General features: G+C 75.1%; 15 protein-coding genes and 1 tRNA gene. 5 read left to right on the top strand and 11 right to left on the bottom strand.

Translation table 11 applies throughout. The features are described from left to right. Nucleotides 1–923: 923 nt before the first annotated feature. The 4 genes from MQV74_RS23015 to MQV74_RS23000 form a co-directional block, all read right to left on the bottom strand. Nucleotides 924–2882 (bottom strand): sensor histidine kinase, encoded by a 1959-nt coding sequence (locus MQV74_RS23015; protein WP_242720489.1) that lies wholly within the window; start codon nucleotides 2880–2882, stop codon nucleotides 924–926. Nucleotides 2883–2958: 76 nt separating this feature from the next. Further along, the gene (locus tag MQV74_RS23010) at nucleotides 2959–3720 is read right to left on the bottom strand and encodes a response regulator transcription factor (protein WP_242720487.1); all 762 of its coding nucleotides are present in this window, start codon (nucleotides 3718–3720) and stop codon (nucleotides 2959–2961) included. A 92-nt stretch (nucleotides 3721–3812) separates the two neighbouring features. Then, on the bottom strand, nucleotides 3813–4181 hold the full coding sequence (locus MQV74_RS23005) for a hypothetical protein (RefSeq protein ID WP_242729014.1): 369 nt from the start codon (nucleotides 4179–4181) through the stop codon (nucleotides 3813–3815). Between the two features lie 82 nt (nucleotides 4182–4263). Next, nucleotides 4264–7716 (bottom strand): BTAD domain-containing putative transcriptional regulator, encoded by a 3453-nt coding sequence (locus MQV74_RS23000; RefSeq protein ID WP_242720485.1) that lies wholly within the window; start codon nucleotides 7714–7716, stop codon nucleotides 4264–4266. A gap of 120 nt (nucleotides 7717–7836) precedes the next feature. On the opposite strand from MQV74_RS23000, the gene MQV74_RS22995 reads away from it, so the two are divergent. The 4 genes from MQV74_RS22995 to MQV74_RS22980 all read left to right on the top strand — a co-directional run bounded on the left by MQV74_RS22995 (nucleotide 7837) and on the right by MQV74_RS22980 (nucleotide 12112). Further along, on the top strand, nucleotides 7837–8772 hold the full coding sequence (locus MQV74_RS22995; RefSeq protein WP_242720483.1) for an alpha/beta fold hydrolase: 936 nt from the start codon (nucleotides 7837–7839) through the stop codon (nucleotides 8770–8772). A 99-nt stretch (nucleotides 8773–8871) separates the two neighbouring features. Further along, nucleotides 8872–10125 (top strand): sensor histidine kinase, encoded by a 1254-nt coding sequence (locus MQV74_RS22990; RefSeq protein ID WP_242720481.1) that lies wholly within the window; start codon nucleotides 8872–8874, stop codon nucleotides 10123–10125. Next, nucleotides 10089–10733 (top strand): LuxR C-terminal-related transcriptional regulator, encoded by a 645-nt coding sequence (locus tag MQV74_RS22985; RefSeq protein ID WP_242720478.1) that lies wholly within the window; start codon nucleotides 10089–10091, stop codon nucleotides 10731–10733. Before MQV74_RS22990 ends, MQV74_RS22985 begins: the two co-directional genes overlap by 37 nt. 164 nt (nucleotides 10734–10897) lie before the next feature. Then, the gene (locus tag MQV74_RS22980; protein WP_242720476.1) at nucleotides 10898–12112 is read left to right on the top strand and encodes an RICIN domain-containing protein; all 1215 of its coding nucleotides are present in this window, start codon (nucleotides 10898–10900) and stop codon (nucleotides 12110–12112) included. Here the strand turns inward: MQV74_RS22980 and MQV74_RS22975 are convergent. Together MQV74_RS22975 and MQV74_RS22970 are read right to left on the bottom strand one after the other, a co-directional pair. Then, entirely contained in the window at nucleotides 12082–12786 is a 705-nt protein-coding gene (locus tag MQV74_RS22975; protein WP_308402304.1) for a class I SAM-dependent methyltransferase, read from the bottom strand. The two genes, MQV74_RS22980 and MQV74_RS22975, sit on opposite strands and share 31 nt — an antisense overlap. A 56-nt stretch (nucleotides 12787–12842) precedes the next feature. Beyond that, the gene (locus tag MQV74_RS22970; protein WP_242720474.1) at nucleotides 12843–13607 is read right to left on the bottom strand and encodes a hypothetical protein; all 765 of its coding nucleotides are present in this window, start codon (nucleotides 13605–13607) and stop codon (nucleotides 12843–12845) included. A 130-nt stretch (nucleotides 13608–13737) separates the two neighbouring features. Here MQV74_RS22970 and MQV74_RS22965 point away from each other — a divergent pair, with 130 nt between their 5' ends. Next, complete coding sequence (locus tag MQV74_RS22965) at nucleotides 13738–14517, top strand: TetR/AcrR family transcriptional regulator (protein ID WP_242720473.1); 780 nt, start codon at nucleotides 13738–13740, stop codon at nucleotides 14515–14517. Between the two features lie 84 nt (nucleotides 14518–14601). Here MQV74_RS22965 and MQV74_RS22960 read toward each other — a convergent pair whose 3' ends face one another. The 5 genes from MQV74_RS22960 to tmk all read right to left on the bottom strand — a co-directional run bounded on the left by MQV74_RS22960 (nucleotide 14602) and on the right by tmk (nucleotide 23414). Beyond that, nucleotides 14602–16149, bottom strand: coding sequence for an AMP-binding protein (locus tag MQV74_RS22960; protein WP_242720471.1), 1548 nt, complete (start codon nucleotides 16147–16149; stop codon nucleotides 14602–14604). 199 nt (nucleotides 16150–16348) lie between these two features. Further along, nucleotides 16349–16422, bottom strand: a tRNA-Thr gene (locus MQV74_RS22955). A gap of 109 nt (nucleotides 16423–16531) precedes the next feature. Continuing rightward, the gene (locus tag MQV74_RS22950) at nucleotides 16532–18139 is read right to left on the bottom strand and encodes an alpha/beta hydrolase (RefSeq protein WP_242720469.1); all 1608 of its coding nucleotides are present in this window, start codon (nucleotides 18137–18139) and stop codon (nucleotides 16532–16534) included. Between the two features lie 325 nt (nucleotides 18140–18464). After that, a complete protein-coding gene (locus MQV74_RS22945) occupies nucleotides 18465–19670 on the bottom strand; it encodes a DNA polymerase III subunit delta' (protein ID WP_242720467.1) in 1206 nt (401 codons plus the stop codon). Between the two features lie 381 nt (nucleotides 19671–20051). Further along, entirely contained in the window at nucleotides 20052–23414 is a 3363-nt protein-coding gene (gene tmk / locus MQV74_RS22940; protein WP_242720465.1) for a dTMP kinase, read from the bottom strand. Between the last annotated feature and the right edge of the window lie 166 nt (nucleotides 23415–23580).

Raw genomic sequence — 23580 nt, 5'->3', positions numbered from 1 at the left:
GGCGGGCGCGGTCCGGCCGGGGCTGATAGCGATCCGGCGGCACCCCTCCCAGGGGCCCCTAGCGGCCGGATTCCGGAGTCTGCCCGCATGCCCCGCTATCAGCTAACGACCAGGTCGGCAGCGGTTTGGGCCGCTGTCAGGGGCGCTAACGTTAGCGACCCCTGCCGCTATCGCTAGCGGGTCTCACGACTCGCGGTCGCGGGCCGGAGGGAGCGTCGGGCCCGAGCCGCTAGAGCTCTCAGCGCGACCGCCGCAGGCCCAGCCTCAGGGTGTCATCCGCCGATTCCGCAGAGGCAGCCTCTAACGTCTAGCGCCCTGGTCAGAGGTGGTGCAGACCGCTAGTGAGACCTCTAGCGCTAGAGGTTCCGGCCTCTACCAGTAGAGGCCGTCACGGGCCGCCCGTGGGGCCGTCTGTGGGCCGTCCGAGGGTGCCCGACGACCGCCAACGACGACAGGTGCCGACAGACGCCGGAGAGTACCAGCGGTCTCCCGCCGCAGGTCATGCGCATCTGCCCTGCGTGTTCCCGTCGGGCGCTCAGAACAGCCAGGGTTGTTGGCCACACGTTAGCCATCTGTTGGCGAGGCCTGATCTGATCCCTGCATCGGACCTGGCCCCGACGGTGCATGCGCTTGGCGCGTGGCTCGGGGGAGTGTCGCCGCCGCGGCCGGGTCCGCCCAAGCCGACCCCTGGCCTCCAACGGTCGGGCCGAGCCCCACCGCCCTCCCGCCGCCACGGCCGCCCGGGGCCCTCCATCGGCTCAGGTCACATCACCGCGCTATCGCGCTCGTCCTCAAACGCCGGACGGGCTGGATACGTGCTCTCGGCCCACTGGCTGGTTTTCCCCGCCCACCCACCCCTTTACGACAGAGGGGGACCGGCCTGGTCGTGGGAGAAAACCGCCGCGGTGGCGGGGAGGGCGGGGTCAGGTGATGGGGAAGTGGAGCGTGAAGGTGGTGCCGTGGCCGGGGAGGCTCTCGACCGAGACGGTCCCACCGTGCGCCCGCACGAGGTCACGAACGATGGCCAGCCCCAGCCCACTCCCTCCCGTGGCCCGCGTACGCGACTTGTCGGCGCGCCAGAACCGGTCGAAGACGTGCGGAAGATCCGCCGCGGAGATCCCGGTCCCCGTGTCCGCGACCGCGATGACCACCCGCCCGGAGACGACCCGGGAGGTGACGGTGACGCTGCCCCCGGCGGGCGTGTGCCGTACCGCGTTGGAGACGAGGTTCCCGATGGCCTGCCGCAGCCGCAGCGGGTCGGCGGTCAGCCACGGGTCGCCCTCCGCGCGGGCGAGGAGACGTACGCCCGCCGCGTCCGCCCGCGCCTGGTGCGCGGCCACGACCTGCTCGGCGAGGTCGGCGGCGCAGGCAGGCTCCCGGTGCAGCCGCAGCGTCCCGGCGTCGGCGGCGGCGAGGTCCTGGAGGTCGTTGACGATGTGCTGGAGCAGCAGCGCCTCCTCCAGGAGCGAGGTGACGAGCTCGGGATCGGTGGCGACGACCCCGTCCTCGGCGGCCTCCAGCCACCCCCGGATGTTCGACAGGGGCGTACGCAGCTCGTGCGCGACGTCGCTGACCATGGCCTTGCGCTGCTCCTCCAGGGCCTTGCGGTGCGCCGCCATGTCGTTGAAGGCGGCCGCGAGCTGGCTGATCTCGCCCGCCGAGCGGGCGGGCACCGGCTCGGTGGCCTCGCCGGTCTTCAGGCGCTGCGTGGCCGTGGTGAGCGCGCGCAGCGGCCGGGTGAGCCGGGTCGCGGCGAAGGCGGTGACGGCGACGGTCAGGGCGAGCACGACCGCGGCGAGCCCGACGAGCCGCGCGGTGTTGGCGCCGGAGAGCCGGAAGCCGCTCGCGGAGGGGCGGCTGCCGTCGGGGCTGGTGATGAAGAGCAGCGCGGGCGAGGAGACGTACGGGCCGAGCTGTTCGCGGCGCGCGCTGTCCACGCAGTTGGCGGCGAGTGCCGCGACGGGGTCGTTGGCCGAGGTGGGCCCGGTGACGGACGGCGCGGGGGCCGGGACCGCACCGCCGCCGAGGGCGGCCTCCTTGGGGGGCGCGACCGGCGACTTCACGCCGCCGCCCGAGCCCGGGGTCGCGTACAGCCAGGGCGAGCCGCCGCGCGAGATGGTCAGGCCGAGTTTCACGGGCTCGCTGCCCTTGCGGCGCATGCACGCGCCGGCCAGCTTGCTGACCTTGTCGAGGGCCTTGCGCTCGGTGGCGGTCGGCTCGTTCAGGGCGATGGCGCCGCACCGGTATTCCATGAAGTCGCTGCCCTCGCCCGCCATCTCCAGGTACGGGCGGCCGCTCGGCCCCTCCACGCTCTTCACCGTCGTACCGGCGTCCTGGGCGCACCCGACGACCTTCTCCGCGAGGGCCCGCAGGTCGGCCCGCTCGTTCGCGGGGAGCCGGAACGGCCCCACGGCGCGCGGGTCGATGCGGTCGACGGCGCCCGTGCCGCTGTCGATGCCTGCGTCGCCGCCGAGGCCGACCGCCCTGTCGGCGTCGCGCCCCGCGGCCAGCGTCGAGTCCACGGCCAGCGGGTCGACGACCGCCGAGGCCCGCGCGGGCAGCCGGGAGCCGGGCACACCGCCCTTGCCGCCCGCCGCCGAGTCGGCGATGACCTCGCGGTCCTGGGTGGTCAGGGCGATGCGCCGCCCCGTCTCCTTGGAGAGCTCGCGCACCGTACGGCCCGCGCCGCGCCAGTTGGGCGTGCCTGCGGCGAGGCCGAGGAGCCGGTCGTAGATCCGCGCGTCGTCGGCGAGCACCTGGCCCTGTTCCTGCCGGATGGCCCCGGACGTGGTCTGCGCGGCGAGCCAGGCGGTGGCGGCGATGGACAGCACGGAGACGAGGACGGACACCGCGAGCAGCCGCGTGAGCAGGCTCTTGCGCACGGGTACGCGGGTACGGACCGGGGCGCCGCCCGGCGTCTCCGCCCCGCGCTTCCCGGCCTCGGTCCCGGCCCCGGCCTCACGCCTCACGACGGGCCGGATCCCGGTGCGCGACGAGCTTGTACCCCACCCCGAAGACGGTGACGAGGCGGCGCGGGGCGCGCGGATCGGCCTCGATCTTCTTGCGCAGGTTCAGTACGTGGACGTCCACGGTGCGCACGGATATGTACCCCGAGGAGCCGTGGATCCGGTCGAGCAGCTGGGGGCGCGTGAACACCCGCTCCGGCTCCGCCGCCATGGCCGCGAGCAGCTCGAACTCGCCCGGCGTGCACTCCACGCGCTGCCCGTCCACGGTCACCTCGTGCCGCAGCGCGTCCACGACGAGGCCGCCCGCGCGCAGCACCCGCGCGTCCGCCTCGGGCGCCGGGCTGTGCGCGGCCCCGCTGGCGCGGCGCAGCAGGGTGCGGACGCGGGCCATCAGCTCGCGGGGGCTGTAGGGCTTGGTGAGGTAGTCGTCGGCGCCGAGGTCGAGGCCGAGCAGCAGGTCGTCCTCGGTGGAGCGGGCGGTGAGCATGAGGATGGGCAGCGTGCCGGTGCCGCGCCCGGCCGCCTCGGTGCCGGGCGCCGGTGCCGCGCGCAGCACGCGGGTCACGCCGAGCCCGTCGATCTCCGGCATCATCACGTCGAGGATCAGCAGGTCGGGGTCGTGCAGCCGGACCCGTTCCAGGGCGGTGCGCCCGTCGTGGGCCACGCCGACGGTGTGCCCCTCACGCTCCAGATAGCGGCGGATGAGGTCGGCCTGCTTCTCGTCGTCCTCCGCGACCAGGACAAATGCGCACATGCGCCGAGCATAGGTGGCCGCCGCACGATTCCGGTCGCCGCGTCCGCGCCCTGACAGGATCCTCATAACCCGCAGCCGCGCGGTCCGCCGGTTCAGCCGTGCGGTACGACGACGACCTGGACGTCGTCCTCGTAGATCACCCGCCCGGGGTCGGCGGAGCGCACCTCGCGGCACGGCACGCCGTGCGCGGCGAGGAGCTCCAGGTATCCGGGGACCCGCTCGATGAGGTGCGTGGCGGTGGTCTTGAACCAGGAGACGGCGCCGGGGTGCCGCTCGGGGTCGTAGAAGGACGCGTCGGGTGTCGGGTACGCGGCGTCGTACCAGTCGTTGGCGGCGCGCCAGAAGCGCTGCTGTGCCGCGGTCAGTCGCCCATCCCGCGCGAGCCCGTTGGCGAGGGCGAACACGCCGGGGAAGTGGCCGCGTTCATGGCGCTGCGGCGATTCGAAGCGTATGTACGTCACCGTGCCCGCCGGTGCCGGTGCCGGTGCCGGTGCGGGTGCCGGAGTCGGTGCCGGGGTCGAAGTCGAAGTCGTCGTCGCGTCCTCAGAGTTCACCGCCGCATCCTCGCACCGCCGCGAGCGCGGCCCGGGCCGTGGCCGCCCAGTGCGGGGCCCCGGCGCGTTCGGCGACGGCGAGGGCCGTGCGGTAGTGGGCGGCGGCGGGGCGCCCCAGGGCCACGGCCAGGTCCCCGAGCTCCTGGGCGACGGGCCCGAGCGCGACGAGGCCGCTGCCCGCGCCCGCCAGCTCGTCCCCGGCGGGCAGCAACCGGCGGTACGCGTCCGCCATGGCCGCCGCGTCCCCGGAGCGCACGGCGGCGCGGGCGTCCAGGCACAGCCGCACGTCGAGGAGCTGCCCCGCGTCGGGCACCTCGGCGTCCTCCACCAGCCCCAGGCACCGCAGGGCGAGGCGCAGCAGCTCGTCCTCCGGCATGCCGCTCATCCCGCTGCCGCGCAGCCGCCCGGCGGCACTGCGGTACGCGGCCTCCGCCTCCTCCGTGCGCCCGGCGACGGCGGCGCGCAGGGCGGCGTACCAGGACGTGAACACGCCCACGAGCGGCAGCCCGTACCGCTCGGCGAGCCGGTCGGCGGCGGCCGCGGCGGCGTCGGCGCGGGCGAACTCGGCGCGGGCGCCGTGCGCCTGGATCAGCATGAGGTGGCCGAGGACCTCGAAGCCGACGAGCCCGTGGCGGGCGGAGAGGGCGACGAGGTCCACCCCGATGCGGGCGCGCTCGCGGGCGAGTCCGGGGCGGTGGAAGGTGTGCAGGAAGCGCCCGTTGAGGGCGTACGCGAGCAACGCGGCGTCCCGCTCCGGGTGTTCGCCGTCGGCGCCCTCCCCGGCGGCCAGGTCCCGCGCGAGCGCCTCCGCCGCGCGGGCCGCGGCGGCGCCCGCGCCCGTCGTGTCCCCGCGCGTCTCCATGGCGATGCCGCTCAGGAGGCGGCAGCGGGTGACCGCGCGGGCCCGCGTCCCGTCGTCGGGCAGCGCGTCGAGGGCCCGCCGGGCGGCGGCCACGACGCGGCGGGACAGCGCCTCGTCGTCGTTGCGGGCCCAGATGCCGGGCACGTCGAAGGCGCCGATGACGCGTGCCGTGAGGGCCGGGTCGCCGTCGGCCTCGGCGGCGGCGAGCGCCTCGGCCCGGTACCGCCGGGCCTCCGCCAGACCGCCGGTGACGGCGAGGCCCCGGACGAGGCCCATGAGCAGGGTGAGGCGCTCGGCGGGGTCCCGCTCCGCCGCCCCGCGGTCGTGGGCGTCGAGGGCCGCGCCCCACAGCCGCCGGGCCCGGTGCGGCGCCCCCGCGGCCTCGGCGCGGCGGGCCGCGCGGCTCGCGTGGGTGACGGCGCGGGCGGCCGTGGCGCGCGTGCCCGCGCTGAGGTAGTGGTGGGCGAGGGCGTCGGCGGCGTCGGGGCGCAGCCGCTCCAGGGTCTCGGCGACCGCCGTGTGCAGCCGGGCGCGGCGCGGCCGCGACAGGTCGTCGTACACCGTCTCGTGGACCAGCGCGTGGGCGAACCGCACCTGTTCGGCGGCCTCTTCGGGCACGGTGAGGAACCCGGCCGAGGCCGCCGCCTCCACCGCGTCCAGGACGACCTCCTCGTCCCCGGCGAGCGCGCACAGCACGTCCAGGTCGGCCTCCGCCCCGACGACGGCGGCGAGCCGCAGCACCGTGCGCGCCTCCTGCGGAAGCGTGCCGAGGCGGGCCCGGACGAGGTCCCGTACGCCGACGGGGACCCCGGAGAGGGCCGCGGCGCCGTCGGCTGCGTAGAGCCGGGCCAGTTCGCGGACGAAGAAGGGGTTGCCGCCGCTGCGGCGGCGCACGGCGCGGGCGGTCGCGGCGTCGACCTCCCGCCCGGAGACGGCCGCCACCAGGTCCCGTACGGGGCCTTCGGCGAGCCCGCCCACGCGCACCCGCACCGGCTCGGCCCGCGCCGCGCGCCCCAGGAACTCGCCGAGCAGCGGCGGGACTTCGGTGTCGCGGTAGGTGCCGACGACGAGCACGGGCGCGGCGGGCGGCGCCGTCGCGAGCCCCGCGAGCAGGTCGAGGGACTCCTCGTCGGCCCAGTGCAGATCGTCGAGGACGAGCAGCAGCGGCCGCCCCCGCGCGGCCAGGGAGGCGAGCCGCTCGCCCACCCACCGGCGCCGCCGCAGCCGCAGCGCGACGGGGTCGCCGCCCCCGGGCCCGTCAGGGGTGAACTCCCTTGCCGGAAGGCCGAGTTCCGTCAGCGCCTCCGTCCAGGGCCACCCCGCCGGGACGGCCGCCCCCTCCGGCACCCGCCCCCAGGCCGCCGTCCAGCCCGCCGCGCCGAGGCGTCCCGCGAGGTCCCCGGCCAGCGCGGTCTTGCCCGCGCCCGCCTCGCCGGAGAGCAGGGCGAGGGTGAACCGGCCCGTGCGCAGGGCGGTGTGCGCGGCGGCTTCGAGGGCGGCGGTCTCGGCGTCCCGGCCGAGCAGGACGGCGGCGTCCACCGCGAGCGGGGCCGCCGCGCCCCGCACGACCGGAGCGACCACGCCCGGCACAGCTGCGGACAGCACGTCGGGGGCGCCGGGGGCCGCCCCGTCCCCCACGCCGGAGACCGCCGCGCCCCGCACACCCGCCGATGGCCCGTTCCGTACGTCTGCGACCGCCCCGTCCCGTCCGCGGAGCGCCGCGGTGCCCGGGGCCGCCCCGGGGCGGCCGTCGCCGGGCCCGGGCGCCGCCTGGGCCAGGATCTCCGCCTCCGCCCGCCGCAGCCCCTCCCCCGGGTCCACGCCCAGCTCCCCCGCGAGGTTCGCGCGCGCCCGGCGCAGCACGGCGAGGGCGTCCCCCTGGCGCCCCGCCCGGTACAGGGCGAGGGCGAGCAGCTCCCACGCCTCCTCCCGCCAGGGGTGGGCCTCGGCGTGGGACTCCAGGTCAAGGACCGCCTCGGCGGCCCGGCCGACGGCGAGGGCGAGGCGGGCGCGGCGCTCCACGGCGAGCAGGCGCAGCCCGTCCAGGCGGGTCACCTCCGCCCGGGCCCAGTCGGCGTCGGCCCACTCGGCGTAGGCGGGGCCGTGCCACAGGGCGAGCGCGTCGTCCAGGGCGGCGAGCGCGGCCACGGGCACCGGGCCGCGGCCGTCGAGGAGCCGGCCCGCGTCCCGTACGGCCGTCTCGAACCGCCAGGCGTCCACCGCGTCCGGCGCGGCGAGCAGCGCGTAGCCCGGCCCCGCCGTCACCAGGAGGCGGGCGGGCGCCCGCTTGGCCCGCCCCGGTTCGAGGGCCTTGCGCAGGGCCCCCACGAACGTGCGGATCGTGCCGACGGCGGTCGGCGGCGGCTCGTCCCACAGGTCGTCGACGAGCCAGCTCACGGGGACGGTCCTGCGCCGGGCGACGATCAGCCGGGCGAGCACGGCACGGTGCCGCGGGCCCTTGAGGCCGAGGGCGCGCCCCTGGCCGTCGCGGGCGCCGAACGGCCCGAGCACCTGGAACGCCACGGCGTCGGGCACGGGCCCCGGCACCGCCTCCGACGTCGCCTTTTCCTTCTCCGGCACCTCTTCAACGTACCCGCAGGAACCGCTCGGCCCAGCGCGCACCGGCGCACTGCCCAGGACCGGACCTCCGCCGGATCCCTCACTGATCCAGTGCTGATTCGCGCCCCGCACGCTGACCGCATGACACCCAGCACCCGCGACACGCACCGCGACCACGCACCCACCGGGCCCGGGCCCTGCATCGAGGGCTTCGCCCAGCACCGCGTACCGGTCGCCGACGACGTCCACCTGAGCGCGGCCGTCGGCGGCGACCCGGCAGGACCGGCCGTCGTCCTCCTGCACGGCTTCCCGCAGACCCGCCTCATGTGGCGCCACGTGGCGGCGGACCTCGCGGCCGACCACGCCGTCATCGTCCCCGACCTGCGCGGCTACGGCGCCAGCGACAAACCGGCCGAGGCCGCCGACGGACAGACGTACGCCAAGCGCACCATGGCGGCGGACGTCGTGGCGCTGGCCCGCGCGCTCGGGCACGAGCGGTTCGCGCTCGCGGGCCACGACCGGGGCGCCCTCGTCGCGATCCGGGCGGGGCTCGACCACCCGGAGGCGGTCACGCACCTCGCGTCCCTGGACGTGCTGCCGACGCTCGACATGTGGGACGTGATGCGCGGCACGGGCGCGGCCGTCGGCTTCCACCTGTATCTGATGGCGCAGCCGCCGGGCCTTCCGGAGCGGATGATCGCGGCGGACCCGGACGGGTTCTTCGGGCACTTCCTCGACCTGTGGGCCAAGGACCCGGACGCGCTCCCCGCCGATGTACGGGCCGCGTATCTGACGGCGTGCCGGGAGGCCGTCCCCTCCATCGTGGCCGACTTCCGGGCGTCGTCCTTCGCGGACGTCGAGCACGACGCGGCCGACCGCGCCGCCGGGCGGCGGCTGCGGATGCCGGTGACGGTCCTCCAGCAGGACTGGGGCGCGGCGCTCGGCTTCGACGCGGCGGGCCTGTGGCGCGCGTGGGCGCCGGACCTCGTGCACCGAACGGTGCCCTGCGGCCACTTCATGGCGGAGGAGTCCCCGGCGGCGGTCACGGAGGCGATCCGCGCCCTGCTGCTGCGCTGACCACCCCGTACGGCCCCGGTCCACCGCCGTGAAGTACGGCCCGAAGAGGGGAGTTTTCACCACCGACTGCGGGCCGCCCGGCCTTCGATAATGGCCGCCATGACCCCGATAGGCCTCACCGGCTTCCGCCGCTCCCTGACCCTCTGGCGCCTGTCGCTGCGCGCCTTCTGTCTGTCGCTGTGGCTCGGCTTCGTGTACGCCACGCTCACCACCGGGCTCGGCATGCGGCTGCTCCCCGGCGCCGTGCGCGCCACCCGCGCGCTCGCCGACCGCCAGCGCGCCCTGGCGAAGGAGTGGTCGGACGTCGACGTCCCCGTGGCGTACGCGCGGGCCGAGACCGCCGCGGACCTGCGCGCCCAGCTGCTCGACCGGGGCAGCCAGGTCCGCCGGGACTGGCGCTGGGTCACCGTCGACCCTTACGTCGGCGGGGTGCTGGCCTTCGTGCCGACGCTGTTCCTGCTCAGCGGGGTGTGGGGCCTGGGCACCGCCGTGTTCGGACCGCGTCTCGCCGACGACTGGGACAGCCTCTGGTACCTCTTCATCCCCGTCTACGACACGGCCACGGCGCTCCTCGCGGGCGCGCTCGCCGCGCTCGCCTTCCCGCTGGCCCTGTTCTGGGCGGGCCCGTACGTCGTCCGGCGGCACGCCCGCTATCTGCGCGTGCTGCTCGCGCCCGACGAGGCCGCGCTGCTCGCGGCCCGCGTCGAGCACCTGCGGACGACCCGGTCCGACGCCGCCGACACGCAGCTGGCCGAGATCCGCCGCATCGAACGGGACCTCCACGACGGCGCGCAGGCCCGCCTGGTCGCGATGGGCATGACCCTCGACGCCGCCGAGCACCTCCTGGAGGCCGACCCCGACGCCGTGCGCGACCTGCTCGCGGAGGCCCGGCAGTCCTCCACGGCCGCCCTCAAGGAGCTGCGCGACCTGGTCAAGGGCATCCATCCGCCGGTCCTCGCCGACCGGGGCCTCGCCGATGCCGTACGCTCCCTGGCGATGATCAGCCCGTTGCGGACCGAGGTGGTGGCCGACCTGCCCGCCCGCCCCGAACCCCCGGTCGAGTCCGCCGTCTACTTCGCGGTCTCCGAGCTGCTCACCAACGCCGCCAAGCACGCGGGCGCCGGGCGCGCCTGGATCGACCTGCGGCACGAGGACGGCTCCCTGCGGGTCACGGTCACCGACGACGGCCACGGCGGCGCGGACCCCGCCCGCGGCACCGGCCTGCGCGGCATCGAGCGCCGCCTCGCCCACTTCGACGGCGTCCTCGCCGTGAGCAGCCCCGTCGGCGGCCCCACCCTGATGACCCTGGAGGTCCCGTGCGCGTTGTCCTCGCCGAAGACCACTTCCTGCTGAGGGACGGCGTCGCCCGCCTCCTGCGGGCCTTCGACCACGAGGTCGTCGCCGCCGTCGACAACGGCCCCGACCTGCTCGGCGCGCTCACCGGCCTGCGGCCCGACGTGGCAGTGGTGGACGTCCGCCTCCCGCCCACGTTCTCCGACGAGGGCCTGCGGGCCGCCGTCGCCGCCCGCACCGAGGTCCCGGGCCTGCCGGTCCTGCTCCTCTCCCAGTACGTGGAGCCGCTGTACGCCCACGAGTTGCTGACCACGGGCTCCGAGGGGGTCGGCTACATCCTGAAGGAACGGGTCTCCAACGGCGCCGAGTTCGTCGCCACGATCGAGCGCGTCGCGGGCGGCGGCACCGCGATGGACCCCGAGGTCGTGGCCGAGCTCGTCACGGGCAGGTCCCGCGACGAGCCCTTCGGCACGCTCACCCCGCGCGAACGCGAGGTCCTGGAGCACCTGGCCCAGGGCCTGTCCAACGCGGGCATCGCGGAGGCCCTGTTCGTCACGGAGAAGGCCGTCGCCAAACACATCGGCAACATCTTCAGCAAGCTGACCCTGCCCCCCTCAGAAACGGCCAACCGCCGCGTCCTGGCCGTACTGGCCTATCTGAACCGCTGACGCGGGGCCCTCGCGGGGTCGCCCCGGACCCGCGAGGGACAGGGCCGCCTCGTTGCGGGGTCAATAACGTCCGAAACCATGCCGTATCGGGATCACGGCCCCCGCTCCTAGGCTGACCCCCGCACCCTGCCCGACGCACCAGCCCTACGTACCAGGAGGCCGACGTGGCAGCGTTATCCGAGGGCATCTACCTCATCAGGAACGAGGCGAGCGGGATGTACGCGACCGTGCAGCCCGGCGCCGGGGCGAAGCAGAGCGCCAAGGTCGTACTGGAGGACCTGCACGGCGAGGGCGCGGCACGGCACGGCCAGCTGTGGCACGCGCGGCCGCACAGCGCGCGCGAGGGCGCGTGGACGCTGCGGAACGTGCACAGCACGTACTTGATGGACATCATGGCGGGCCGGGGCCGAGCGGGCGCGGCGGTGCAGCAGTGCGCCGCGGAGTCGCGCGACGACCTGCTGGCCTCGCAGCTGTGGCGCCCCCGGCAGCTCGACGAGGACGTGTACACGCTGACGAACGGCTACAGCGGCAAGGCGCTCGCCGTGAAGGGCGGGAGCCACGAGGCGAACGCGCCCCTGGAACAGGCGGATCCGGCCCTCGGCGAGGACCTCGGCACCCAGGCGTGGCGCCTGGAACGGGTGCCCGCCCGCGGCGAGTCGAAGGGCTTCGACGCCCTGACCGCGTCGGTCGTCTCCGGCCACGGCGGCCCCATCGGCGCCACCCTCAGCGGTCTGACGGGACTCGCCAAGGGCGTCCTGGACGCGGGCGGCGGCGTCTTCGAGACGATGGCGAAGGTCGTGACCGACCCCAAGGCGCCGTACCTGCGGTTCGACGGCTTCCGCGGGGACGAGTTCATCCGCTTCTCGCAGCGCCACGGCATCGAGGCGGGCCCGAAGAAGATCAGCGAGCACTTCACCCGGCCGCCCCGGGGCTTCCGCGCCGACTACGAGGACGTCCTGACCGCACGCAAGGGCAGCGGCCACACCCACGCGGCCCTCATCCGCGACGAACTCCTGGAGTTCTCCGAGCGGTCGGCGAGCGACACGCCGCGGATCCTGCCGAGGGAGCTGCGCGAGCGGCTGCCGGTGAAGGCGGCCACCGTCGCCGACGCCAAGGGCGAGACGGTGGCGTTCTTCACCGGCGAGGCCGTCGTGGTCACCGACGGCTCGCTGCGCCCCACCGGTGAACTCCGCCTGCCGCACGCCCCTGACGCCTTCCGGACGGACCTCGACACCGCCACCGCCGTCTCCGTCGACGACGAGATGCACTTCTTCCTCGTCAAGGGCGAGGAGTTCGTCATCGTGAGCGAGGGCAAACTCGTGCAGGGCCCGGCCAGGCTGACCGACGCCTACTCCTTCCTGACCGGGGTGTGGATGTAGGGCTCGCGGGCGGCGAGCACGCACGCCTGCTGGGTCCGCTCCCCCTCGTACGGCTCGCGGACCAGCTGCCCGGTCGGGACGAGACCGGCCTCCCTCAGCTGGTCCGCGATCCGCTCGGGCCGCCAGCGGTGGAAGTCGAGGTCCACCGCGTGCCCGAACGCCTCGTCGTAGTGGCGGGGTTCGTCACCGACCTGGAAGCCGAGCAGGAGCGGGGCGCCCGGGGCGAGCACGCGGCGGAACTCGGCGAAGACGCCGGGCAGTTCGCGCGGCGGCACATGGATCGTCGAGTACCACGCGACCACCCCGCCCGCCGCCCCGTCCGGCAGGTCGAGCGCGGTCATCGAGCCCTCGTCGAACCGCAGGTGGGGGTAGGTGGCCCGGGCGAGCGCCAGCATGCCCGGCGACAGGTCGATGCCCCGCGTCGCCACCCCCAGGCCGTCCAGGTACGCGCTCACCTTCCCGGTCCCGCACCCCACGTCGACGACCTCCCCCTTCACCAGCTCGGCGAACGCGGTGAGCATGGCCCGGGACAGCGGACAGGAGTCCAGCGCGTCACGCCACTCCTCGTGGACGACGTCGGCGATGGCGTCGTAGGAGGTACGGGTCCTGGCGAGGTACGCGGCTTCGGCCGTGTCAGTCGCATCGGTCACGGTCGTGTCAGTCACATCGGTCACGGAAACGGACCATAGCCGCCCCCACTGACAACGCGCGCCGTCACCGGGACCGGCGCTCACACCTCCTGCGGAGCCACCGTCGGCAGCGGCAGCGGCGGCGACATCGGGTACGCCGAGGGCGCGCCGCCCGCGCGCCGCGACCTCGGCAGCCACAGCGAGAGGACCGCGCTGGTCCGGTCGAAGACGGGCTCGGTCCGCAGCGCGGCGGGCAGCAGCGGGGCGAGCCAGGAGTCGCCCGCGAGCTCGTCGGCCTCCGCGGCGATCGTGTGCAGGCCGATCAGCCGGTGCTCCGGCTGGTGCAGGAGCCAGGCGCCGCCCAGGCCCCGCGCCTCGGCCTCGTCGCGCACGCGCGCCCAGGCGCTGTCGAGCGCGGCCTCGGCGTCGCCCTCGTACCGCAGCCGCTCGAAGCGGCTGACGTGGTGCGCGTCGAGCGGCGTGAAGTTGTGCGCCCCGGCGACCCGCCATATGTACCGCTCGACGTTCAGGAAGAACGGGCGGCTCCAGAACTTCACCCCCGGCTCGAACTCCAGCTCCTGGCTGGTGAAGCGCTCGTAGTCGAGCACGTCGGCCCACGTCTCGAAGAGGTAGCGGCCACCGGTGTGGTGCTGCCCGCCGAAGGCGTCGAACCGGCTCGGCATGTACTTCGCGTACATGCCGGGCCGCGCGTCCATCACGCGCCGCTCGATCTCCTGCTTGTCGACGATCTCCTGTACGCCGACGCCGTCCGCGAGCGGGAAGTCCGAGGTGAACGCGGCCTCCATGGGGATCGGGCCGACGTCGTAGCCCTTGATCGGGCCGGGTCCGTACGCATGCGTGGTCATGACACTCCTTCGAGCAGGGGTGGGTGGCGCCCGGCGCGGATCGCGCCGCCGCCGTACGCCACGACCGTATGCCGAACACCGACCAAACTCCAAACAGTGTTCAATCTTTGTCCGCCGTACCATGGCGGGTATGACCAGCCCGAAGGAAGGCGCGAGCAGACGCGCGCGCCACCGTGCCCAGACCACCGCCGAGATCAAGGCCACCGCGCTGAAACACCTGGTGGAGGGCGGTACCGACGCCGTCGCCCTGCGCGGGATCGCACGGGACATGGGCATGGCGCCCGGCACCTTCTACAGCTACTTCGACACCCGTGAGGCCCTCCTCGCGGCACTCGCGGCCGACGCGTACCGCGCCCTCGCCGCACATCTGCACACGGCCCGCGACGGCGCGCGGGAGCCCGCGGACCGCGCCCTGGAGCACGGCCTCGCCTACCGCGCGTGGGCCCTCGCGCACCCGCAGGAGTTCCGCCTGCTCTTCAGCGGCCGCAGCCCGCACGCGCGGACGCCGGACAGCACCGAGGCGGAGTACGAACTGTGCCTGGGCATAGTGGAGATCGCGGCGACGGCGCGGTCCGCAGGCGCATCCACGGGGGCGCGGCCCAGGGCCGGATCCACGAGGGCGCGGCCGGACGCCGGATCCACGGCCACAGGACAGGGCGCCGAAAGCCTCTGCTCCGACTACTCCTGGGGGGACTTCGACCCGGCCTTCACGGAGGTGGCGCGCGCGGCCTTCCCGGGGCTCACCCCCGCGACGCTCGCCCGCTCCCTGCGCCTGTGGGGCCGGCTGCACGGCCTGGTCACGCTGGAGATCGACGGCCTGCTCCGCCCCCAGATCGCGGATCCGGAACGGCTGTACCGCGACGAACTCGCGGACGTCACCGCGTGGTTGAGGGGGTCATGGCGTGGTTGAGGGGGTCATGGCGTGGTTGAGGGGGTCATGGCGTGGTTGAGGGGGTCATGGCGTGGTCGAGGGGGTCATGATCCTGCTCCGGGGCTACGCGCCCGTGATGCGGATCTCCCGCCGCAGCACCTTCCCGGCCTCCGACCGGGGCACCTCCGCGCGCAGCTCGATCACCCGCGGCACCTTGAACCCCGCGAGCGCGCCCCGGCAGTGCGCGACGAGCCGCTCCACGAGCCCGTCGGCGGCGTCCGCGCCCGCCTCGGGCCGCACGACGGCGCCGACCCGCTGCCCCCACTCCTCGTCCGGCACGCCCACGACGGCCGCGTCGGCGACCTCGGGGTGCGCGAGGAGCACGGCCTCGACCTCGGCCGGGTACACGTTCACGCCCCCGGAGACGATGAGGTCGGTGCGCCGGTCACGCAGGAAGAGCCAGCCGTCGGCGTCCAGATACCCGTAGTCACCGGCGGTGAAGTACCCGTCGCACATGGCCCGTCGGGTCTTGTCCGGGTCACCGTGGTACGCGAAGGGGATGACCGGCCGGAAGTACACCCCGCCGGTCTCTCCCGGGGGCAGCGGCCGCCCGTCCTCGTCGAGGACGCGGACCTCGACGTCGGCCAGCGGCAGGCCGACCGTGCCGGGCCTGGCCAGCCAGTCCGCGCTGTCCACGGCGGTCACCCCGCCCTCCGTGGCCGCGTAGAACTCGTACAGGACGGGCCCGAACCAGTCGATGGCGCGCCGCTTCACGTCCGGTGGGCAGGGCGCGGCCCCGTGCACGACGGCGCGCAGGCTCGACGTGTCGTAGCGCGCGCGGGTCCCGGCGGGCAGGCGCAGCAGCCGGTGCAGGACCGTGGGCACGGTGAACAGGAAATCGACGGCGTGCTGGTCGACGAGCCGCAGCCAGTCCTCCGTGCGCGGGCGCTCCGCGAGGACGACGGTGTGGCCGAGCTGGAGCGCCATGTTCGCGAACAGGCCGGGGGCCGCGTGGTAGAGCGGCGCCGCGCACAGCTGCGTGAAGGGCCCGGGCCCGACGCCGCACCGGGCCATGAAGTCCAGCTCGTACGGGCTCGGCCCGGGGGGCGCCGCCGGCAGCTGCCTGCGGACGGCCTTGGGCCGCCCGGTCGTCCCGGAGGTGTAGAGCATCACGGCGCCCGCGCGCGGCTCGGCCGGAGGCGTGGCGGCCTCGGCGGCGAGCAGCTCCTCGTACGCCACCCAGCCGGGCGCGCTGCCGCCCCACACGACCCGCCGCTCGACCGGCACCCCCGCGGCATCGAGCGCGGCCCCGGCGACCCCGACGAGCCCCACGTCCACCACAACAACCCGGGCCCCACTGTCAACGACCACATGCTCGACTTCAGGCGTGGTGAAGTGGTGGCTGAAGGGCGTGAAGTACAGCCCCGACTGCCCGGTGGCCAGCCGCAGTTCGAAGAAGGCCCGGCTGTTGGGAAGCATCGCGGCAACGCACTCCCCCGGCCGCACCCCGAGCCGCGCGAGCGCAAGCGTCAGCCGATGAACCCGCCCCGCCAGCTCCGCGTACGTCACCTCACCCCCGTCGGCCTCAACCACCGCGACCCGCTCCGGCCAGACCCCAGCCACAGCCCCGAACCCGACGGGCCCCCTCTCCCCGCGCCCACCCACGCCCATCCGCTCCACCCCTCTCACCGTCCGCGCATCGTAGGCAGCCCTCCACCGACCCCGTACATAACGCCTCAGCACACGGATCCCCCCACGAATCTGTGCACTGCACACAGGCCGCTGCACCTCACACGTGCGGTACGGGACGGAACCCTGGAGACACAGAAAAACCCCAGGCCGTGATCTACACGACCTGGGGTCCCAGCGGAGCCGCCTTCGGGATTCGAACCCGAGACCTACGCATTACGAGTGCGTTGCTCTGGCCATCTGAGCTAAGGCGGCGCGCGTCCCGCACCTATGGTGCGATCAGCAACGTCAGCAAGTCTACACAGTTTCCGGGGGTGCTCCGTACACCCCTCCGGGCGGGCGGCCGGAGGGGTGTGAGCTGGGGTTACGCGCAGCGCTTGGTCGTACGGGGGGCGCGGCCCTCCAGGAGGTAGGTGTTGATCGTGTCGTCGACGCAGCGGCTGCCGCGGCCGTACGCCGTGTGGCCGTCGCCCTCGTAGGTGAGGAGGCGGCCCGAGGAGAGCTGGGAGGCGAGAGCCTTGGCCCAGCGGTAGGGGGTGGCGGGGTCGCGGGTGGTGCCGGCGACGAGGATCGGGGCGGCGCCCTTCGCCTCGATGCGATGGGGCTCGCCCGTGGCCCGCACGGGCCAGTACGCGCAGTTCAGGGCCGACCACGCGAGGCCTTCGCCGAAGACGGGCGAGGCCTTGGCGAAGGCGGGGAGGGCGGCCTTCACGTCCTCGGGGGAGCGGAAGGACGGCGGGAGGTCCAGGCAGTTCACGGCGGCGTTGGCGTACATGAGGTTCGAGTACGCGCCGTCGCCGTCCCGCTCGTAGTAGCTGTCGGAGAGGGCCAGCAGGGCCGAGCCGTCGCGGTCGCGCATCGCCGCGTCGAGGGCGTCGCGCAGCTGGGGCCAGGCCGACTCGTCGTACATCGCGGCGATCACGCCCGTGGTGGCGAGCGCCTCGCCGAGTGCGCGGCCACCGGCCGGGCCCGGGTCGCCCGCGGGGAGCGGGGCGCGGTCGAGGTCCGCGAAGAAGCCCTTCAGGCGGCGGCCCGCGTCCGCGGGGCTCTTGCGGCCGAGGGGGCAGTCCGCCCGCCGCGCGCAGTCCTTCGCGAACGACTGGAAGGCCGTCTCGAAGCCCGCCGTCTGGTCCTCGTTCATCCGGCGGGCCGAGAGCGACGGGTCCATCGCCCCGTCCAGGACCAGGCGGCCCACCCGGTCGGGGAAGAGCCCGGCGTACGTCGCGCCGAGGAACGTGCCGTACGACGCCCCGACGTACGTCAGTTTCTTGTCGCCGAGGGCCGCCCGCAGGACGTCCATGTCCCGGGCCGTCTCGACGGTGGAGACGTGCTTCAGGAGGCCGCCCGCACGCCGCTCGCAGCCCGCCGTGAACTTCCGGTAGGACGCGGTGAGCCCCTTCGTCTCGGCCGCGTCGTCGGGCGTCACGTCCGTCTGCGTGTACGCGTCCATCTCGCGGTCGTTCAGGCACGTGACGGGCTCGCTGCGGGCCACGCCGCGCGGGTCGACGGCCACCATGTCGTAGCGGGCGCGGACTTTGCCGGGGTAGCCGAGCGCCGCGTACGACTGGAGGTAGTCGATCGCCGAGCCGCCGGGGCCGCCCGGGTTGACCAGGAGCGAGCCGAGGCGGTCACCCGCCTTGCCCGTCGCCCGCTTGCGGGACACGGCGAGGCGCAGGTCACCCGCGTCCGGGGCGGCGTAGTCACGCGGCACGCGCAGCGTCGCGCACTCGAAGTCAGGCACCCCGCAGGCCCGCCAGCGCGGCTTCTGGTCGTAGTACGACGTCAGGTGCTCCGGCGTGGCCCGGGGCAGCGCGGCCAGGGCGACGTTCGCCGAGGGATCTTCCGAACCGCCCGACGAGCAGCCGGGGATGAGCAGCGCGGCGGCCAGCAGCGCGAGGACGCCCCGGCGGGCGCGGGACGCCCTGGGGCGGCCTGGGGGACGGGGGCGTCGGGCGCGGCTGGTGGTTCCCATCCGGCGAGAGTAACGCTCCGGTGTCGCACGATCACCATGCGTGCCCTTTCGGGTGACCTGCTGTTCGCATCTCCGCGCCGGTGACCGGTATCCACGGTCTTGTCCCCTCAGTGCCCCGTGTTGGCGTCCCGTCAGTGCCCTGTGTCGGTGTGCCGTCGGTGTCACGTGCCGGTGACCGGCAGGGGCCCGTGCCAGTGCCAGTGGGTGCCTCGTGCCGGTGGCCCGTGCCGGTGCCCGTCGGTGCCTCGTGCCGGTGGCCGTCGGTGCCTCATGACGGTGACCCGTCAGTGCCCCGTGCCGGTGCCCCGTCAGCCCTCCCCCGCGCTCACCCCGCCCGCAGCGCCACCGTCATCGCCTCCACCGCGAGCAGCGGTGCCACATTGCGGTCCAGCGCCGTGCGGCAGGCTCCGATCGCCTCGATGCGGCGCAGCGTGGACTCCGGTGACGTGCCACGCGCCAGGCGCTCCAGCATGTCCTGCACCTCCGTGTTGGCCAGCGGCACGCGGGAGCCCAACTGGAGCGCGAGCACGTCCCGGTAGACACCGGTCAGGTCGATCAGGGCCAGGTCGAGGCTGTCGCGCTGCGTACGGGTCTTGCGGCGCTTCTGCTTGTCCTCCAGCTCCTTCATCGCACCCGCCGTGCCGCGCGGCATCCGGCCACCCTGCGCCGCGCCGAGCGCCGCCTTGAGTTCCTCGGTCTCCTTGGCGTCGATGTCCTCGGCGACCTGCTTGGCCTCCTCGGCGGCCGTGTCGATCAGCTCCTGCGCGGCCCGCAGACAGCCGCCGACGTCGTCGACCCGCAGCGGCAGCTTGAGCACGGCGGCACGGCGCTGCCGCGCGCGCTCGTCCGTCGCCAGGCGGCGGGCCCGGTCGATGTGCCCCTGGGTGGCGCGGGCGGCGGCCGCGGCGGCGGCGGGCTCGATGCCGTCGCGGCGTACGAGCATGTCGGCGACCGCGTCCACCGACGGCGTACGCAGCGTCAGGTGGCGGCAGCGGGAGCGGATGGTGGGCAGCACGTCCTCCAGGGAGGGCGCGCAGAGCAGCCACACGGTGCGGGGGGCGGGCTCCTCCACGGCCTTCAGGAGGACGTTGCCCGCGCCTTCGGTGAGGCGGTCGGCGTCCTCCAGGACGATGACCTGCCAGCGCCCTCCGGCAGGCGAGAGCTGGGCGCGGCGGACCAGGTCGCGGGTCTCCTTGACGCCGATGGACAGGAGGTCGGTGCGGATGACCTCCACGTCCGCGTGGGTGCCGATCAGGCTCGTGTGGCAGCCGTCGCAGAAGCCGCAGCCGGGCTCCCCGCCGAGCGCGCGGTCGGGGCTCACGCACTGCAGGGCGGCGGCGAAGGCGCGCGCGGCGTCGGCGCGGCCCGAGCCGGGCGGGCCCGTGAACAGCCAGGCGTGCGTCATCTTCGAGGCCTCGGGCGCGGGCGCGCCGGTGGCGGCCGCGGTGACCAGGGTGTCGGCGTCACGCGCGGCGGCCGCGAGCTGCACGCTCACCTTCTCCTGGCCCACCAGGTCGTCCCATACCGGCACGGGTCACCGCCTTCGCCTAGCTGTCGCACGGATAGCACGGACAGCACAGATAGTTGTCGCACGGACGCCACCGCCCACGGATGCCATCGCCGCACGCACGCCGTCACTGCTGCACGCCGTCACTGCCACATGCACGTCACCGTCGCACGCACGTCACCGTCGCACGCGGCCACCGGCACCGTCCGTCCGCGAGCAGCCGCCACCACCGCTGCCGCGCACACGCCACCGTCACCACGCACGTCATACGCCGCACGCCGCACGCCGCACGCCGCACGCCGCACGCCGCAGCATCACGTCGCACTGTCGGAATTCATTGTGGGGCACGGCACTGACAACCCCGACCGTGCACCCGCTGACCTGCGCTTTCGTTCCGTCGTACGGTCAACGGCGGCGGCGCCTGCCCCGGTCCTCCGGCTCGTCCTCGTGCGACCCGAGGAGTTCGTCCGCGAGCGACGGCAGGTCATCCATCGGCGTCTCCTCCGCCCACTCGGAGCGCTGGCGGCGCGGGGTGCCGTTCTCGTCGACCTGCGGCAGCTCGCGCGTCCGGTCGTTCGGGCCGAGGTCGTCGTGCGCGGAGGGCTGCGTGGCGGGCTGGGCGGCGGGCTGGTCCCGCTCGTCGCGGAAGTAGCCGGGCGGCACCCGGTCCGCCACGTCGTCCCGGACGGCCGGAAGGACCGTCGTCTCGTCCGCCGAGCCGTCCACGGTCACCTGCGGAAGGACAGTGGTCTCATCGGCGGCGCCGTCCACGGTCGCCTTCGGGAGCACGGTCGTCTCATCGGCGGCGCCGTCCACGGTCGCCTTCGGGAGCACGGTCGTCTCGTCGGCCGCGCCCTTCGTGGCCTGCGGCAGCTTCGCCGTCTCGTCGGTGGCGCCGAGCGCCTTCGGGTCCACGACCGGCGTCGTCACGGTGGTCTCGTTGTCCGGCGAGGTCGGCCGGTCGTCGGACGAGGCCTGCTTGGCCGAGGGCCGCTCGGACGAGGCCTGCTCGGCCGAGGGCGAGGGGGCCTCCGCCGCAGCGGGCTTCTTGTGCAGCGAGGCCTTCGCCTCGGCCGGGCGAGCCGCCGAAGCCCGGGCCGGGGCGCGGCCCGGAGCAGGCGGCGCCTCCGACGGAGAGGCCGTCACCGTCGCGGACGCCGCGGCGGACGCCGCCGCCTCCGCGAGCCGCCGTGCCTCCTCTGCACGCCGCAGCGCCTCCTCCGCCTTGCGCTGCTTCTCCAGGCGCCTGGCCTCCGCCTCGGCGCGCAGCCGGGCCTCTTCCTCGGCCTTGCGCCGGGCTTCCTCCTCGGCGCGCCGCCGCGCTTCCTCCTCGGCCTTGCGGGCCGCTTCCTCCTCGGCGCGCCGCCGGGCCTCTTCCTCGGCCTTGCGGCGGGCCTCCTCGGCGCGCTGCCGGGCCTCCTCCGCCTGGCGTTCGGCCTCGCGGCGCTGGGCCTCCTCCAGCTCGCGCCGCTTGCGCTCCTCCTCCTCGGCGCGCAGCTTGGCGAGCTGCTCCTGGCGCTCGCGCTCCTTGCGCTCCTCCTCGGCCTTGCGGGCTGCCTCTTCCTCGGCGCGCCGCCGGGCCTCCTCCTCGGCCTTGCGGCGGGCCTCCTCCTGGGCCTTGACCTCGGCTTCGGAGAGCGGCAGGACTACGTCGAGCCGGTGCCGGATGACCGTCGTGACGGCCTCCGGCTCCTGGGCGGCGTCGACGACCAGGTAACGGCCGGGGTCGGCGGCGGCCAGCGTGAGGAAGCCGGACCGCACGCGCGCGTGGAACTCGGCGGGCTCGGACTCCAAGCGGTCGGGCGCCTCGGTGAAGCGCTCGCGCGCGGCCTCGGGCGCCACGTCGAGCAGGACGGTGAGGTGCGGGACGAGACCGCCGGTCGCCCAGCGGTTGATGCGGGCCACCTCGGTCGGGGACAGGTCGCGGCCCGCGCCCTGGTAGGCCACGGACGAGTCGATGTACCGGTCGGAGATCACCACGGCTCCGCGTGCGAGGGCGGGCCGTACGACGGTGTCGACGTGCTCGGCGCGGTCAGCGGCGTACAGGAGTGCCTCGGCGCGGTGCGAGAGACCGGCCGACGACACGTCGAGCAGGATCGACCGCAGCCGCTTGCCGACGGGCGTGGCGCCCGGCTCGCGCGTGACGACGACCTCGTGGCCCTTGGCCCGGATCCAGTCGGCGAGCGCCTCGGCCTGGGTGGACTTCCCGGCGCCGTCGCCGCCCTCCAGGGCGATGAAGAAGCCGGAGTCGGCGGGCGTCTGCACCGGGTCGTCGCCGCCGCGCAGCGCGTCCCGCAGGTCGTGCCGGAGCGGTACGCCCTGCCGGTCGTCGACCTTGGCGAGGACGAGCGCGGCCACCGGCAGGAGCAGCGCGCCGACCAGCATCAGCGTGAAGGAGGCGCCCCCGTGGTCGAACACGAACTTGCCGTTGACCATGCGGTGCGGCCCGATGACGGCGGCGAGCAGCGGCGCCACGAGCACGGCGAGCGCCACGAAGAGGCGGACGGCCGCCTGGAGGTGCTCGGTGGTGCGGGCCCTGCGGTAGTCCTCGACCTCCTGGTCGAGGAGCGCGTGCCCGGTGTTGGCGGCGACGCCCGCCGCGACGCCCGCGAGCAGCAGGATCAGCAGGACGGTCGTCAGGTCCGGCACGAGCCCGGCCGCGAGGAGCGCGACGCCGGTCACGGCGATGGCGAGGGCGAACAGCCGGCGGCGCGACAGCGAGGGCAGCAGCGCGGGCGCCAGGCGGATGCCCGCGACCGTGCCCCCGGTCAGCGCGAAGACGAACAGGCCGTACGTGACGGGCCCGCCCTGGAGGTCCTTGGCGTGCAGCACGGCGACCGCGACGGCCGCGGCGACCGCCCCGGCGACGGCGGTGCAGGCGGCGACGAGCAGCGGGATGGCGCCGGTGCGGCCCTTGTCGGTGCCGCTTCCGGTACGGGGCCTGCGCAGGCCCTCCAGGGGGCTGCGCGGGCGCGGCGTCTGCGTGCCGGGCAGCCGGATGGCGTACACGACGGAGGCGGACGCGGCGAAGAGCCCGGCGGCGACGAACGAGGCGAGCCCCGCCTGGTGCCGCTCGAACCAGTCGACGCCCGAGCCGAGCACGTTGCTGACGAGGCCGACCGCGACGAGCGCGAGGGCGGCCAGGGGCAGCGCCACGAAGCCCGTACGCAGCGACAGGCGGCGCAGTGCGTCCAGGTGGTCGGGCAGCGGGCGCACGGCGGCGCCCTCCGGCGGCGGGTTGGGCAGCAGGGCGGGCGCGGCGCTCTCGCGGGCGACGGTCCAGAAGCGCTCGCTGACCCCGGCGACGAAGGACGTGACCAGGAGCAGCGCGAGCGCGTTGTCCGGCGTCCAGACGCTCCACAGGGGCGCGCAGACGAGGAGCGCGGCCCGCACGCCATCGGCGCCGATCATGGTCCAGCGGCGGTCGAGGGGCCCGTCGGGCGAGGTGAGGGTCGTCAGCGGGCCGAGCAGGACCGCCCCGAAGAGCAGCGTCGCCAGGACGCGGGCCCCGAAGACGGCGGTCACGGCGATCGCGACTCCGCGGTAGCCGCCGCCGAAGGCTCCTTCGGCGATGGCCGACTGGAGCCCGAGGACGACGAGGACGAGCAGCGCCAGGCCGTCGCCGACGCTCCCGACGAGGTGCGCGCTCCACAACCGCTTCAGCTGCGGCACGCGCAGCAGGGCACGCACCGCGCGCTCGCGGGAATCCGCGGCCAGGGAGTCGTCGGGAACCGTGGTCATGGCGGGTGGCTGTTCGGCACGCGTCATCCGTCCAGCCTATCTGGAGGCAGGGCCTCACAGCGGCGACGCCCGAACATACGGGCGTCGCCCACGGGGAGTACCGGAAGGGCGCCGGGGCGCTCGGTACGACGCGAGCCCCTGACCGGGAACAGTCAGGGGCTCGGCAGGAGTGGATCGCCGGTCAGCCGGGAAG

The sequence above is a fragment of the Streptomyces sp. AN091965 genome (assembly GCF_022698285.1).
Lineage (GTDB): Bacteria > Actinomycetota > Actinomycetes > Streptomycetales > Streptomycetaceae > Streptomyces.
This window is presented reverse-complemented; position numbering and strand designations above follow the sequence as displayed.

What these genes read in the sequence shown, in the direction of transcription:
- MQV74_RS23010 (WP_242720487.1), bottom strand. Translation starts at nt 3,720, where the DNA reads ATGTGCGCATTTGTCCTGGTCGCGGAGGACGACGAGAAGCAGGCCGAC.
- MQV74_RS22965 (WP_242720473.1), top strand. Translation starts at nt 13,738, where the DNA reads ATGACCAGCCCGAAGGAAGGCGCGAGCAGACGCGCGCGCCACCGTGCC.
- MQV74_RS22950 (WP_242720469.1), bottom strand. Translation starts at nt 18,139, where the DNA reads ATGGGAACCACCAGCCGCGCCCGACGCCCCCGTCCCCCAGGCCGCCCC.
- tmk (WP_242720465.1), bottom strand. Translation starts at nt 23,414, where the DNA reads ATGACGCGTGCCGAACAGCCACCCGCCATGACCACGGTTCCCGACGAC.
- MQV74_RS22990 (WP_242720481.1), top strand. Translation starts at nt 8,872, where the DNA reads ATGACCCCGATAGGCCTCACCGGCTTCCGCCGCTCCCTGACCCTCTGG.
- MQV74_RS22995 (WP_242720483.1), top strand. Translation starts at nt 7,837, where the DNA reads ATGACACCCAGCACCCGCGACACGCACCGCGACCACGCACCCACCGGG.
- MQV74_RS22970 (WP_242720474.1), bottom strand. Translation starts at nt 13,607, where the DNA reads ATGACCACGCATGCGTACGGACCCGGCCCGATCAAGGGCTACGACGTC.
- MQV74_RS22960 (WP_242720471.1), bottom strand. Translation starts at nt 16,149, where the DNA reads ATGGGCGTGGGTGGGCGCGGGGAGAGGGGGCCCGTCGGGTTCGGGGCT.